The organism is Acinetobacter sp. TTH0-4, assembly GCF_015602665.1.
GTDB lineage: Bacteria > Pseudomonadota > Gammaproteobacteria > Pseudomonadales > Moraxellaceae > Acinetobacter > Acinetobacter albensis.
This window is the reverse complement of record NZ_CP059079.1, coordinates 2864791-2879389: the sequence shown is the minus strand read 5'-3', so window position 1 is coordinate 2879389 and position 14599 is coordinate 2864791. Positions and strand designations below refer to the sequence as shown.

Here is a 14599-nt window from a genome sequence, read left to right as displayed (position 1 = left end):
CTCTCCTTGAATTTTTTATTTTACTTTGATCAGTTCAACATCAAAAATCAGAGTACTGTTGGCAGGAATCATGCCTGAAACACCTTGTTCACCGTAGCCGAGTTGAGAAGGAATATAAAACGTGGCTTTGCCTCCTTCTTTCATCAACTGTAAGCCTTCAGTCCAACCTGGAATCACCTGATTGAGCGGGAATTCAATCGGTTCACCACGTTCAATTGAGCTGTCAAAAACCTTACCATCAACCAGTTGACCCTTGTAATGTACGGTCACCATAGAGGTTGCTATCGGCTGTTTACCCGTTCCTTCCTTGATCATTTTATACTGTAAGCCAGACGCAGTCGTTTTTATACCTGCTTTTTTTGCATTATCTGTTAAGAATGAATCACTGGCTGTTTGAACTTGTTCTGCTTGCTGAACCTGTTTTTGTTGCATTTCTTTTTGGAATTGTTCATATGCTTTTTGCAATTCTTCTTCGCTATAAGCAGGTTTACTTCGTGCATGGCCTTCGCGTACACCTGTCACAAAACTATTAATATTGAGTTCTGGTGGTGTTTGATGTGCAACCTCATAGCCCAGCGCATAGCTAATTTTTTCAACAGCAGATGCATTTTTTGAGGCTTTCGATGTCACAGTTGCAGGGTTCTGCGTGGCATAGTAAATAGGTACAAGTGCAGCACCGCCTAGAACAACTGCGACAGCGATGGGTAAGGCTTTACTCATAGGTTTTCCCAAATTCATTTTATATAAAAAAAGTTGCATTAATTTTAGCAGACTTTTCTAAACAACATCTGTCAAGTGCACTGTATTGTTTAGAAATTCAATATATTCTGATCAAGCCTACTATTCTATAACTGGCTGAATAGTTAAAACATTTTTAATACAATAAAATCACCAATTTTAAATGTGTATGCACATGAAACTGTACTTCACATGAAATGATTGTCCATACATCAGGTTAAGTTTTTTTGATTTTCGAAATGTTTTATTTTTATATCAGTGTGCTGAATATTGAGGGACTATTGAAGTTTTAAAGTCAAAAGCATTAAAAAATCAAGCCAGTATAAATACCGGCTTGATTGAGTCAGACGGACTGAAAAATTACTGTGAAGATTTAATCATTGTCTTTATTTGCAGTATAAGCATAAGCATAGTTATAACCATAACTACTGCCTGCGGTACGTTGAATATCATTCAAAATAACGCCTGTGACTTTTACGCCTGCTTGTTCAAAACGATTGACCGTCAATTCCAGTTCTTTAATTTGAGTTTGAGCATGACGTGCAATCACCAAATTGACGCCAGCATATTGCGACACAATAATACCGTCCGTAACGGCTAAAATAGGCGGTGTATCAATCAGAATATGATCGTATTGGCTAGATAAATGTTGCAGCATTTCTGCAAACTTACTGGTACCCAAAAGTTCTGATGGATTTACCGGACTTTTACCACGCGACATACTGCTGAGGTTTTTGACATCGGTAGAACGGATAATCTGATCTAAACCCTGTTGATTGCTTAAATACTCGGATAAACCAGGTTGTGCATCGTGATTAAAATACTTATGCATATAACCGCGGCGCATATCAGCATCAATCAATAAGACGCGTTTATCGCTCTGCGCCAAAATAGTCGCCAAGTTAATCGAGATGAAAGATTTACCCAATTCTGGAGCAGGGCCTGAAATCATAATGATGTTGTTTTTCGCACTACTCAGTGCAAAATGGATGGCAGTACGCATACTCCGTAAACTTTCAATCGCGATATCATCACTGTTTTTAACCGCAAGAATAGGAATACTCTTTTTCTTTTTCAGAATATTGATACGGCTCTCCTGAATTGGAGAACGCGGAACCGTGGCATATACAGGCAAATCCAGTTCATTTTCGATTTGACTTGAATCTTTGATGCCAGAACGTAGCATATTGCGCATTAAGGCCAATAATACACCAATAAAACCACCGACAAAAATAGATAAAATTAATGTAATTAAAGATTTAGGCTTAATATGCTTAACAGGTTCTATTGCATGGTCTATCAGTCGGACATTACCAATTTCACCAGCCTCAGCAATTTTTAGTTGTTGGTAGCTATTTAACAGCGTGGTGTAGAGTTCAGTATTCACTTTTACATCTCGATAGAGTTGTAAATATAATCTTTGAGTTTCAGGCAGACGTTTAATTGATTGCGTCATTTCTGAGGTTTTTTTGTTAATTTCGGCAAGTTGCGCATTAATAGCTGACATCAATGGATGGTCATTGGTATATTTTGAAGAAAGTTCTGCTTGCTGTTGTTGCAATTGGATCTTCATTTTTTCAAGTTCAATATTTTGTTTGAGTAGCAATTCAGATTCTTGAGTGACATCAATCGTATTATATTGCTCACGGAAACGATTAAACTTAATTTCTGACTCTTCCAGTTTTTGTTTTAAATCAGGCAATTGTTTATCTAAAAAACTTAATGTTTGTTTAGATTCTAAAGACTTACGTTCAATATTTTGTGTTTGATAAATAGATAAAATATGGTTTAAAACTTGAGTAATATATTCTTTATCATCACCACTATAATTTAGTGCAATGACACCTGAGTTCTTGCCTTTCTCAGCTATAGAGTAACTCTTACGGACAAAATCAACAGCAGTCGGTGGAGCAAGTTTGGTCAAGGTAAAACTTTGTTTAAAGGGTGATTGAGTAAAAATCTCAACCTTCCAGTTGCCCTTAATATCTCTTTTTTGATTTGTTGTATTTAAATTACCTTCAAATACAGGCTTATCTTTGTAATACAAATTGAATTTATTATTTTCGATAAATTGTAGCTTTAAGTCTTTATCTAAATAGTCATTTGGTACATCTAATTTTTTGATGACAAAACTAGCATTGGGTTTTTGAAAAATTATTAGATCATTCTTATAAATAACTTTGCTTTTATCGTGCGCCGTTAAACGATTAAATACAGTATCTTTATCATCTTTAATACGGATATCTAAATTTAAGTCTTGGATGACTTTAGTTAAAATCATACGGGAGTTTAATATTTCAATTTCAGCATCGGCTGGAGACTTCCCACCGATTCCTCCTGGTAGACTGTCTCCCAGATTTCCTAGTAAAGCCGCAGCACCTGCACCTTTACTGTCTTCAACCAATACCATCCCATCAGTAGAGTAGGTTTTTGGCGTGACTTTTAGGTATAACAATGCACAAGTTAAGCTTAAAATGACGCACAGAGCAATAAGTTTCCATTGTGCGATTAATGAAAAAAATAACTCTTTTAAGTCAATGGTATCATCGTTAGTATTTGAATTTGGGTTCATGAATTAACTACTAAATAAGTTTAAATATGTGATTGCCAGTCCGAAACATAAGACTCGATATTATTACAAGTTTGCTTAAAAAAAGCTTGATCAAGTTTATAAGGATCAGGAACATTTTGGTCTTGCCAGTGCCCTAAACGGAATACTTTACCTTTGGCATAAGGCCAAGTCTGTTCAAGATGTTTTTTTTGATTAGAACTCATGACCAAAATTAAATCAGCAGCTTTAATAAGGTTCGCATCAATTTGTTTTGCAACATGCGAGTGCATATCAATTGTTTTATCAATCATGCAATCAATAGCTTTGCTATCCGCAGCATGTCCAACCATAGCAGATAAGCCTGCGGACTCAATATGCAAATTGGGATGATTTTTTTTAAGAAAAAATTCAGCCATAGGGCTACGGCAAATATTTCCAATACAAACCACCAAAATATTTTGAATTTGCATTTTATTTATTTACCCAACTGATCAAAACTATACAATGCACTAGAAAATGGAATAATTTGACTGACAATACGCTGCCAACGCGTTAAACCAGTTGCATCAATATAAACAATGTCATTTTTTTTCATTTGGAATTGATTGGCCAAGCCTAGATTACCAAAACTACTTAAATTTAAATGATAAACGGTAGACTGCTTGCTGCTTAAATCTGTACGCATAACATAAATTTTAGCGGCACTGGCAGAATAAGGATTAATCCCTTCACTTTCCCCAAGTACATCGCTCAGCGTCATGCCTTGATCACGTAAAGCAAGCGCCTGACTTTTACTCGATTCACCCATTACATATAATTTTTGATTCTGCTTGGTATTTACAAAAATAGTATCATTAGGTTGAATCAAGAGGTTGTGTAACGATAACCCCTGTTTTTCAAGCTCAATCGCGTTAAGTGCATAGGTTTGCCCTTTACGAATCAGTTGAATATTGGTGTTATCCCCAGTTTCAGTATTGATACCGCCTGCTTGACCTAATGCAGTATAAATACTAATCGGCTGATCATTTAAAGTATATTGTCCGCTACGCATGACTTGCCCATTGACAAAATAAGGTCGACCTTCATAGGACAAAACACGAACAACGACATCGGGATGTTTTAAATAACGTGCAAATTGGCTGCGTAAAAAACGATTGGTTTCAGCAAGGGTTTTACCTGCAATGCGGACTTGTCCCACTAAAGGCAACTGTACATTACCACTCGAATCAATGGGATAACCTGCTGCTTTAACATTCGAAATATCTTGAACAGGTGGTGTGATTTCAGGGTAAGCCCACAAATTAATGGACAATACATCCCCTGAACTTAGCTTGTAAATAGACTGATTTTTATGAAATAACTGAGAAACTGGGCGGGTATTTTGCTGAGCCGCCGCTATAATCGGTAAGTTTTCTTGGGTCAATTGAATGACTGAAAGCTCTGCGCCTTGATCCGTTTTAGCAAAACCTTGATCGGGTAGATCATAGGTTTGTAAACCTGAACTAATAGCACAACCTGAAAATAAAAAAGAAATTGCTAAAAAAAGTGAGGTGCGGTGATACTTCACATTCAAAACCCTTAATTGGTATATGTATTATTGCTTGAAATTCATTTCGAGGAATGATTATAGTGCAAAAATGAATAGGTTGATATGTATATCAACTTATGGAATTGTTTAAAATCGTCAATTTTCGTTGAACAGCGACTATATTTGTTAAACTGTAATAAGAATTACTTTATACTCTGCGTGTAGAAAATAGAGCTTCACAAATTATTAGATCGTCTGGATTTTTTATGTTTCAACTAGAACAGCTTAAAATTGCTATTATGGGTTTAGGATATGTAGGCTTACCATTGGCTGTTGAGTTTGGTAAAAAAGTTCAAACGACGGGTTTTGACATTAACTTACAACGTATTCAAGAATTGAATAATTTTCAAGACCATACTTTGGAAGTCAGTGCTGAAGAATTAGCTCAAGTTGAAAATTTATCTTATTCTTCACATATAGAACAACTTAAGCAGTGCAATTTTTTTATTGTGACTGTGCCGACGCCTATTGATAACTTTAAACAACCTGACTTAACACCTTTAATTAAAGCTTCGCAAAGTATCGCACAAATATTAAAGAAAGGTGATGTCGTGGTGTACGAGTCTACCGTTTATCCAGGTGCAACTGAAGAAGTCTGCATCCCTGTTTTAGAGCAATATTCTGGGTTAGTGTTCAATCAAGATTTTTTTGTCGGTTATAGTCCTGAGCGAATTAATCCAGGGGATAAACAACGAAAAGTGACCAATATTTTAAAGATTACATCGGGTTCAACTGATGAGGTCGCAGACTATATTGACACTGTATATCAACTCATTATTGAGGCTGGAACGTACAAGGCACCTAGTATTAAAGTTGCTGAAGCAGCAAAAGTGATAGAAAATACGCAACGTGATGTCAATATTGCGTTGATTAATGAACTGGCACTCATTTTTAATAAAATGAATATAGACACTGAAGAAGTGCTGAAAGCTGCTGGGACAAAATGGAATTTTTTACCCTTTAGACCTGGATTAGTCGGTGGGCACTGTATTGGTGTAGATCCTTATTACTTGACCCACAAAGCACAGTCACTTGGTCTTCATCCAGAAATTATTTTGGCTGCGCGACGTTTAAATGACCGTATGGGGGAATATGTTGCCACTCAACTGATTAAAGAAATGGTGAAGCAGCGTATACAGGTGGTGGGCGCTCGAATTTTAATTTTAGGTTTGAGTTTTAAAGAAAACTGCCCAGATATTCGTAATACTAAAATTGTAGATATGGTGAAAGCCTTAAAAGAATACGATTTGGATTTGGATATTTATGATCCTTGGGTGAGTCCACAAGAGGTTGAGCATGAATATGGGTTTGCACCTCTTTTAACGCTTGAGCAGCATCAGTATGATGCGATTGTGATTGCCGTTGCACATGATCAATTTAAACAGATGTCTGTAAATGATTTTGAAAAGTTGGGTAAAGCCCAGCATGTATTATACGATTTGAAATATATTCTTGATCAAGAATATAGTGATATTCGTTTATAGATTTTTTAAATATATAACAATTGAATAGGAACAGCATGAAAGTTTTAGTGACGGGTGGGGCTGGTTTTATTGGGTCGGCTGTTATACGCCATATTATAAAAAATACCCAAGATGAAGTATTAAATATTGATAAATTGACTTATGCAGGTAATTTAGAGTCACTGAAAGAAATTGATCAAAATTTAAGATATACATTTAAACAAATTGATATTTGTGACCATGAAGCATTAACTTTGATTTTTGACGAATTTAAACCTGATGTCGTTATGCATTTGGCTGCCGAATCTCATGTGGATCGGTCAATTGACGGTCCTGCAGCATTTATTCAGACCAACATTGTCGGAACCTATAGTTTGCTCGAAGTTGCAAAAACGTATTGGTTAACATTGGATGAAAATCAAAAAATAAAATTCCGTTTTCATCATGTTTCTACAGATGAAGTTTATGGAGATTTAGATGGAACCACGGATTTATTTACAGAATCGACCTCTTATGCACCAAGCTCCCCTTATTCTGCAAGTAAAGCAAGCTCTGATCATTTGGTTCGCGCATGGCATAGAACATATGGTTTACCTGTGATTATTACCAATTGTTCAAATAATTATGGTCCTTACCATTTTCCTGAAAAGCTTATTCCATTGGTTATTTTAAATGCACTTGATGGCAAGTCTTTACCTATTTATGGAGAGGGTAATCAGATTCGTGACTGGCTTTTTGTTGAAGACCATGCGCGTGCTTTATATAAAGTAGTTACTGAAGGTATTGTGGGGGAAACCTATAATATTGGTGGGCATAATGAAAAACAAAATATAGAAGTGGTAAAAACCATTTGTAATATTTTGGATGAGTTAAAACCTCAAAGTAAACAACAATCTTATGAAACACTGATTACTTTTGTAAAAGATCGACCTGGACATGATTTACGTTATGCGATAGATGCACGTAAAATTGCTCAAGATTTAGGTTGGAAGCCTGAAGAAACATTTGAAACGGGTATTCGTAAAACTGTGGAATGGTATTTAAATAATTTAGAATGGTGTCGTCGAGTTCAAGATGGTAGCTATCAACGTGAACGATTGGGTGTAAGCGCATAATGAAAACAACAAAAGGTATTATTTTAGCAGGTGGTTCTGGTACACGTTTGTATCCGATCACAAAAGGCGTATCAAAACAATTACTCCCTATTTATGATAAACCGATGGTGTACTATCCGCTTTCTGTCCTAATGTTGGCAGGAATTCGAGAAGTTTTAATCATCAGTACGCCAGAAGATATTGATGGTTTTAAACGCTTACTGGGTGATGGTTCACAATTTGGGGTAAAACTCGAATATGCAATTCAACCAAGCCCAGATGGTTTAGCGCAAGCATTTATTATTGGTGAAACTTTTATTGGCGACAGTAATGTTTGCTTAGTCCTTGGTGATAATATTTTTTATGGTCAAGGCTTTACACCTATGCTTCGACAGGCGGTTACCCGTCAAAAAGGTGCAACGGTATTTGGTTATCAAGTGAAAGATCCAGAGCGTTTTGGCGTTGTTGAGTTTGATGAGCAAAAACGTGCTATTTCATTAGAAGAAAAGCCAAAGCAGCCTAAATCAAATTTTGCAGTGACGGGCTTATATTTTTACGATAACGATGTGATCCAAATTGCGAAACAAGTTAAGCCATCTGAACGTGGTGAACTAGAAATTACCACAGTCAACCAAATGTATTTGGAACGTGGTGATTTAAATGTGGAACTACTTGGTCGTGGCTTCGCTTGGTTGGATACAGGTACACATGAAAGTCTGTTACAAGCAGCACAATTTGTAGAAACGATTGAAAAACGTCAAGGTTATAAAGTCGCTTGTTTAGAAGAAATTGCCCTAAATAATGGGTGGTTGAATAAAGAACAAGTATTGGCAATTGGTCAAAGCATGAGTAAAAATGACTATGGTCAATATTTGATTTCTTTGGTGGAAGAGGAGACGGGCAATGAACTTAATTGAGTGGGTTGAGTTGCCAGATTTAGGGGATCACAGAGGTTCTCTAGTCGTGATCGAGTCAAATAAAAATATTCCTTTTGAAGTGAAAAGATTGTATTACATTTTTGACACTCAGTCAGATGTTCCCCGTGGCTTTCATGCACATAAAGAGCTTCATCAAATTGCCTTTTGCCTAAAAGGAAAGTGCAAAATGGTGATGGACAGTGGTAAAGACAAAGAAGAAGTATGGCTAGAGGGCTCCAATAAAGGGCTACGAATTCCTCCCCTTGTTTGGCATGAAATGCACGATTTTTCAGAAGATTGTGTGTTGCTTGTATTGGCAAGTGAGCATTATGATGAAAGCGATTATATTCGTGATTATCAAGGTTTTTTAAAGGAAGTGCATAAGCCATTTATTCATCCTTTAGCCGATGTTCAATCCAAGAAAATTGGTCAAGACACACGAGTTTGGCAATATAGTGTCATTCTTAAAGATGCTGAAGTTGGAAGTGGATGTAATATTTGCGCACATACATTAATCGAAAATGATGTGAAAATTGGGAATAATGTCACAGTTAAATCTGGTGTTTTTATTTGGGATGGCATCACATTAGAAGATGATGTTTTTATTGGTCCTTGCGTTGCTTTTACCAATGACAAAAACCCCCGTTCAAAACAATATCCAGATGCTTTTCCAAAAACAATTGTGGAAAAAGGTGCAAGTATTGGTGCCAATGCAACCATTTTGCCTGGTATTCGAATCGGTCAAAATGCGATGGTTGGTGCTGGTGCAGTTGTGACTAAAGATGTGCCTCAAAGTGCGATTGTTGTTGGTAATCCTGCTGTAATTAAAGGTTATATAGAAGAATGATTCCTTTCCTAGATTTAAAAAATATTAATCAACAATATCGTAGCGAGCTTATCGCTGCTTGTACCCGTGTGATTGATTCAGGTTGGTACATTGGTGGTGAAGAGTTAGAGGTATTTGAGCAAAATTTTGCAGATTATTGTGGAACTGAGTTTGCTATAGGTGTCGCCAATGGGTTAGATGCACTGATATTAACTTTACGTGCGTGGAAAGAGCTTGGTAAGTTGAAAGATGGAGATGAAGTCATTGTTCCATCGAATACCTATATTGCGAGTATTTTGGCAATTACAGCAAATAATTTAACACCAGTTTTGGTGGAGCCTGATTTAGCAACCTATAACATCGATCCATTAAAAATTGAGCAGGCAATTACGTCTAAAACGCGTGTAATTCTGCCTGTACATTTGTATGGTCAACTTGCAGCCATGCCTGAAATCATGGCAATTGCGCAACAGCATAAATTGTTAGTTTTAGAAGATTCAGCACAAAGTCATGGTGCACAAATACAAGGTAAAAAAGCAGGTCATTGGGGGCATGCTTCAGGTTTTAGCTTTTACCCTGGTAAGAATTTAGGTGCATTAGGTGATGCAGGTGCAATCACCACGAATGATGCCGAGTTGGCAAACATGTTAAAAGCCCTACGTAATTATGGCTCACATGAAAAATATAAGAACTTAGTCCCTGGTGTAAATAGTCGGTTAGATGAAATACAGGCAGCAATGCTTGATATTAAGCTAAAGTTCTTAAATGAAGAAATACAACATAGACGCCAAATTGCAAATTTATATTTGACTGGAATTAAAAACCCAAATATTGAACTACCATTAACAGATATAAATGCAGAAACCTATGAGCAGCATGTTTGGCATTTATTTGTGATCAGAACTCAAAATCGTGACGCGTTACAACAGCATTTTACAGAAAATGGTATTCAAACTTTAATCCATTATCCAATCCCACCGCATAAGCAACAAGCGTATAAAGAATGGAATGATTTGAGTTATCCAATTTCAGAAAAAATTCATGAGCAGGTTCTGAGTCTTCCAATAGGTCCTACTTTATCTTTAGAAGATGCTCAAAAAGTGGTTGATTTGTGTAACCAGTTTCAAGCTTCAAAAGTATGAATTTACTAAAGACAAGTGTATTAAACGGAGTGGCTGTTTTAATTAAAACAGCCACAATGTTTATTTTGAATAAAATTTTAGCCGTATATGTCGGACCTTCAGGTTATGCTGCAATTGGACAATTCCAAAATTTTATTCAAATGGTGACGACCTTTGCAGGGAGTGCTATCAATACCGCAGTGATAAAATATACTGCTGAATATCATGAAGATGAAAGCAAGCAAAGAGCCATTTGGAAAACAGCAGGCAGTATCGTTTTTTTATTTAGCGTTATATTTTCATTATTGATCTTAATTTTTCAAAAACAGCTTTCAGTTTATATTTTTCAAACAGTTGAATATCAATCTGTTTTTATATGGTTTGCTATTTTTTTGCTATTTTTTAACTTTAATACACTTTTTTTAGCCATTTTAAATGGTAAAAAAGAAATTTTAAAGTTAGTTATTGCCAATATAATCGGTAGTCTATTCTCATTGATTATTACGGGAATACTGGCTATTCAATATCATCTTTATGGTGCATTGATCGCGTTATCTATTTATCAATCTGTTGCATTTTTTATAACATTGTTTTTGTGTTATAAGGCGGATTGGTTTAAATTTTCCTATTTATTTGGAAAAATAGATAAAAATATAGCTAAAAAATTTGTTGGTTTTGCACTTATGGCTTTAGTCAGCGCAATATGTATTCCTTTAACTCAAGTGGTGATTCGTTCTTACTTAACATATGAGTTTGGGTTAAACTATGCTGGTTATTGGGAGGCAATGATACGTTTGAGTGGTGCATATTTAATGTTAGTCACTACAACATTAGGCGTTTACTATTTACCTAGACTGTCTGAGCTTTCCGCACTTAAAGATATCAAGAAAGAAGTTTATTTAGGATATAAGTTTATTTTTCCCCTAGCAGTCGTAGGAGGGTTAACCGTTTACGGATTGCGTGATTGGATAATTTCACTTTTATTTAGCAGTGCTTTTTTGCCTATGCGTGATTTATTTTTATGGCAAATGATTGGTGATGCACTTAAAATAGGCAGTTGGATATTGGCTTATTTAATGTTAAGTAAAGCAATGACCAAACTTTTTATTACGACAGAAATTATTTTTTCTTTATTATTAATTGTTCTAACCTATATTTTTATTCAATATTTTGGTTTTGAAGGTGTTTCTATTGCATATTTGGTTAATTATGCAATTTATTGGATAGTCATGAGTATTTTTATTTTTAAAACTTTAGGTGATAAAAGTCAGTGAAAATTTTATTAATTGGTGAGTATTCAGGTGTACACACTAACTTAGCAAATGGGTTAAAGAGGAAAGGTCATGAAGTATTTGTAATAAGTGATGGTGATGGATATAAAAAAATTGGAAATCCAGATCTCTTTATTAATTATAATATAAAAAAAAGTAATATAAGATTATTTGCAACTATATTAAATTTTTACTATATAATTTTAGAGTTTGTTGGTTTGAAAGGTTTATTTAAAGCATTTGATTATGTTGGCGATATTAGAAAATTAAAAGAGTATGATGTTGTACAATTAATTAATACAAAACCATTTTCAAATTTTAGCACTTTTGCTAATATATTTCTATTGTATTTTATTTTTAGACAAAATAAAAAGATTTTTCTGTGCGCTTTAGGTGATGATTATACATGGGTCAAAAGCTGTTTAAAAAAATATCCTCCATACTCTATGTTTGATAGATTTAATGTAAGAACAATAAAACATTATTTATGGTCATTACAGTATATATATGGTTTTGGAGCTGTTGTACTAGATAGATATGTGGTCGGTAGAGTTGAGAAAGTGATACCTGGATTGTATGATTACTATTTTGCATATAAAAAAATGGGATGTAAAAAAATTTCGGATATTATTCCTCTACCAATAGATATAGATCATAATATAAAACCTATTAAATTTACTAAATACCCTATAAATATATTTCATGGGTGGCAGATTGGGCGTGATTTTAGAAAAGGTAATGATTATTTTGATTTAGCAATAAAGGAAATCATAAAAAAATATCCTAATAAAATTTCTTATGAAATTATAAGTGGTTTACCTTATGAAGAATATTTGAAAAAATTTAATACTGCACATATTTTTTTAGATCAATGTATTAGCCTAGATAGAGGAATGAATGCAGTTGTTGGTATGAAACAAGGAAAAATAGTTTTTGGTGGATTCCATAAAATGACACAACAATATTTTTGTGTGGAAAATAAGTTGCCATTAGTTAATGCTTCTCCAGATATAACAAAAATTATATATGAACTAGAGAAATTAATATTAAATCCTGAATTAATTGAAGAAATATCAAAAAATTCTATAAATTTTATAAAGTCACATCATGATACTGATTTGATAGTAAAAAAATATATAAACATGTGGTCGTAAATATATCAATTTTAAAGGTGTTTCTGATGGTGAAATTGTCGATTATAATACCTATTTATAATGTAGAAAAATTTGTTTTAGAATGTTTAGAAAGCATTTTTTCTCAGCTTTCTAATAAGTATGTTGAAATTATTCTTGTTAATGATGGTTCTATTGATAACTCAATGAAAATAGTTGACTCTTACCTTAAAGAGCAGTCTCTAGATGTTATTAAAAAAGTTAAGATTATTAATCAAGAAAATAGAGGTCTTAGTGGTGCTAGAAATTCTGGAATAAAGATTGCTCAAGGAGATTTTTTATATTTTTTAGACTCTGATGATTATATTGCTACAGATTTTTTTGATAAAATATTGCCAATATTAGATGATTCAATTGATATTATTGAATTTAATGCAAAGTTTTTTCATTTAACTCATGCTAATAAAATTTTCTCTGATAGAAAAAATATTTATAAACATGGATTGCATACTATTAATAGTGAAGACATGCGTGCAGAGTTTTATGGTTGGCAAGATTGGGCTGTATGGTATCGGATTTACAATAAAAAAATTTGGAACAATAGGATATTTCCAGAAGGAAAATTATATGAGGATGCGGCCACTATTCCATTTGTTTATCAAGGCGCAAAAAAAATTTACTCTCTTGATTTTACTTTAATTTATTATAGGAATAATCCTAATAGCATTATGAATAATAAAAATACAAAGAGTTTAGATAGTATTGATTTTATTGTTAAAATTTTTTCATCAGACTGTCAAACAAAATATATTAGAATTGTTCATAATAGATTTGTTATTGCTAGTATCGCCATTCTTTTAAAGAATATAGGTATATTGAAAACTTATTTCTGGATGCTTAAAAATTTTAAAAAATTAGATTCAGAAATTTTGAAAAATATAAAATCTAAAAAATTGGTTTTTATTAATAATTGGCCACTCTTGCTTATTCCATATTTTAAATTGAAATCAAAGGGTGTAATTAAATGAAAATTGGAATACCTTTGTCAAAAAATGCTTATACACCAGAGTCATATGCGTATTATGACTTTTTAATATCTAAAGGGTGTGATGTTGAATTAGATTATATTCTAGAACCAAAAAATGATATTAATGTTTATTTCATGGGTTTTCGACCATTTTGGAAGAATGAAAAAACGAATGGTTTGGAAGTTCATGAATATCAGAGTTTATCAACCCCACCTTTTGCTTATTTAAAAAATACCCTAAAAACTAGATTAAATAGTAAACCTAATGGAAGAATATTTTTAAATGATTTTGTAAAACAGGAAGTAGACTTTACTGATAATGTTCCATTCATAACTCGTGATATGGGTATTGATAAGTCATTTTTTCAAAAACCTATTAAGAACCCTGAATATGATATAACTTATTGTGGGTCTATACTCGGAAGGATAGGATTAATTGATGAAATTATTAGACTTGGTTTATTGGGTTTTAGAGTTCAAATTATAGGTAATATTGATGAAAAAACAATAGAAATTTTAAAAAAATATAAAAATATAAAAATTTGGGGTAGGGTTGATAGGAAAAATATTCCTGCACTTTATCAAAACTCTAGATGTGGCCTAAATTTCACGCCAGATATTTATCCATTTAATATGCAGACTAGTACTAAAGTATTAGAGTATGCTGCGTCTAACTTATTAATTTTGTCCAATAGATATAATTGGTCAGAGAAATTTAATAAAAAAAATTCACTTGGTATGATATGGTTAGATGAGGTAAAAAGCTACGATAATTTTTATCGTAATAGAACTCCATCTTTTGATAATACTCACTTATGTAAATTTGAGTGGAATATTCTTTTAGAAAATTCAGGATTTTATGATTTTTTATTAAATATAGTGAATAAGTAA

The 14599-nt window shown here is 33.6% G+C and carries 13 protein-coding genes; 9 read left to right on the top strand and 4 right to left on the bottom strand.

Annotated elements, in window-relative coordinates:
* Window positions 1-15: 15 nt before the first annotated feature.
* The 4 genes from H0S58_RS13475 to H0S58_RS13460 all read right to left on the bottom strand — a co-directional run bounded on the left by H0S58_RS13475 (window position 16) and on the right by H0S58_RS13460 (window position 4856).
* Window positions 16-720, bottom strand: a complete 705-nt coding sequence (locus H0S58_RS13475; RefSeq protein ID WP_195726768.1) for an FKBP-type peptidyl-prolyl cis-trans isomerase — start codon at window positions 718-720, stop codon at window positions 16-18.
* Window positions 721-1111: 391 nt separating this feature from the next.
* Window positions 1112-3310 carry a polysaccharide biosynthesis tyrosine autokinase gene (locus H0S58_RS13470; RefSeq protein ID WP_195726767.1) on the bottom strand — a complete coding sequence of 733 codons (2199 nt, stop codon included), beginning with the start codon at window positions 3308-3310 and terminating at the stop codon, window positions 1112-1114.
* A gap of 20 nt (window positions 3311-3330) precedes the next feature.
* Window positions 3331-3759, bottom strand: a complete 429-nt coding sequence (locus H0S58_RS13465) for a low molecular weight protein-tyrosine-phosphatase (RefSeq protein WP_195726766.1) — start codon at window positions 3757-3759, stop codon at window positions 3331-3333.
* Window positions 3760-3764: 5 nt separating this feature from the next.
* A complete protein-coding gene (locus tag H0S58_RS13460; protein ID WP_195726765.1) occupies window positions 3765-4856 on the bottom strand; it encodes a polysaccharide biosynthesis/export family protein in 1092 nt (363 codons plus the stop codon).
* A 227-nt stretch (window positions 4857-5083) separates the two neighbouring features.
* On the opposite strand from H0S58_RS13460, the gene tviB reads away from it, so the two are divergent.
* From tviB to H0S58_RS13415, 9 genes are read left to right on the top strand one after another with little or no spacing between them, the layout of a single operon-like run.
* Entirely contained in the window at window positions 5084-6361 is a 1278-nt protein-coding gene (gene tviB / locus H0S58_RS13455; protein ID WP_195726764.1) for a Vi polysaccharide biosynthesis UDP-N-acetylglucosamine C-6 dehydrogenase TviB, read from the top strand.
* Window positions 6362-6396: 35 nt separating this feature from the next.
* Window positions 6397-7455 (top strand): dTDP-glucose 4,6-dehydratase, encoded by a 1059-nt coding sequence (gene rfbB / locus H0S58_RS13450; protein WP_195726763.1) that lies wholly within the window; start codon window positions 6397-6399, stop codon window positions 7453-7455.
* Window positions 7455-8351: a glucose-1-phosphate thymidylyltransferase RfbA gene (gene rfbA / locus H0S58_RS13445; RefSeq protein WP_195726762.1), complete on the top strand. Its 897-nt coding sequence runs from the start codon at window positions 7455-7457 to the stop codon at window positions 8349-8351. Before rfbB ends, rfbA begins: the two co-directional genes overlap by 1 nt.
* Window positions 8338-9198, top strand: coding sequence for a WxcM-like domain-containing protein (locus tag H0S58_RS13440; protein ID WP_195726761.1), 861 nt, complete (start codon window positions 8338-8340; stop codon window positions 9196-9198). The genes rfbA and H0S58_RS13440 overlap by 14 nt, the downstream gene beginning before the upstream one ends.
* Window positions 9195-10319: a DegT/DnrJ/EryC1/StrS family aminotransferase gene (locus H0S58_RS13435; RefSeq protein WP_195726760.1), complete on the top strand. Its 1125-nt coding sequence runs from the start codon at window positions 9195-9197 to the stop codon at window positions 10317-10319. Before H0S58_RS13440 ends, H0S58_RS13435 begins: the two co-directional genes overlap by 4 nt.
* A complete protein-coding gene (locus tag H0S58_RS13430) occupies window positions 10316-11572 on the top strand; it encodes an O-antigen translocase (protein ID WP_195726759.1) in 1257 nt (418 codons plus the stop codon). The genes H0S58_RS13435 and H0S58_RS13430 overlap by 4 nt, the downstream gene beginning before the upstream one ends.
* Window positions 11569-12723: a glycosyltransferase family 1 protein gene (locus H0S58_RS13425; protein ID WP_195726758.1), complete on the top strand. Its 1155-nt coding sequence runs from the start codon at window positions 11569-11571 to the stop codon at window positions 12721-12723. Before H0S58_RS13430 ends, H0S58_RS13425 begins: the two co-directional genes overlap by 4 nt.
* Before the next feature lie 26 nt (window positions 12724-12749).
* Window positions 12750-13709: a glycosyltransferase family 2 protein gene (locus tag H0S58_RS13420; RefSeq protein ID WP_195726757.1), complete on the top strand. Its 960-nt coding sequence runs from the start codon at window positions 12750-12752 to the stop codon at window positions 13707-13709.
* Window positions 13706-14599 carry a glycosyl transferase gene (locus H0S58_RS13415; protein ID WP_195726756.1) on the top strand — a complete coding sequence of 298 codons (894 nt, stop codon included), beginning with the start codon at window positions 13706-13708 and terminating at the stop codon, window positions 14597-14599. Before H0S58_RS13420 ends, H0S58_RS13415 begins: the two co-directional genes overlap by 4 nt.

Bases quoted from the DNA above. Each gene is read 5' to 3' on its own strand.
- H0S58_RS13475 (WP_195726768.1), bottom strand. From the start codon at position 720: ATGAGTAAAGCCTTACCCATCGCTGTCGCAGTTGTTCTAGGCGGTGCT.
- H0S58_RS13470 (WP_195726767.1), bottom strand. From the start codon at position 3,310: ATGAACCCAAATTCAAATACTAACGATGATACCATTGACTTAAAAGAG.
- H0S58_RS13465 (WP_195726766.1), bottom strand. From the start codon at position 3,759: ATGCAAATTCAAAATATTTTGGTGGTTTGTATTGGAAATATTTGCCGT.
- tviB (WP_195726764.1), top strand. From the start codon at position 5,084: ATGTTTCAACTAGAACAGCTTAAAATTGCTATTATGGGTTTAGGATAT.
- rfbB (WP_195726763.1), top strand. From the start codon at position 6,397: ATGAAAGTTTTAGTGACGGGTGGGGCTGGTTTTATTGGGTCGGCTGTT.
- rfbA (WP_195726762.1), top strand. From the start codon at position 7,455: ATGAAAACAACAAAAGGTATTATTTTAGCAGGTGGTTCTGGTACACGT.
- H0S58_RS13440 (WP_195726761.1), top strand. From the start codon at position 8,338: ATGAACTTAATTGAGTGGGTTGAGTTGCCAGATTTAGGGGATCACAGA.
- H0S58_RS13435 (WP_195726760.1), top strand. From the start codon at position 9,195: ATGATTCCTTTCCTAGATTTAAAAAATATTAATCAACAATATCGTAGC.
- H0S58_RS13430 (WP_195726759.1), top strand. From the start codon at position 10,316: ATGAATTTACTAAAGACAAGTGTATTAAACGGAGTGGCTGTTTTAATT.
- H0S58_RS13420 (WP_195726757.1), top strand. From the start codon at position 12,750: ATGGTGAAATTGTCGATTATAATACCTATTTATAATGTAGAAAAATTT.
- H0S58_RS13415 (WP_195726756.1), top strand. From the start codon at position 13,706: ATGAAAATTGGAATACCTTTGTCAAAAAATGCTTATACACCAGAGTCA.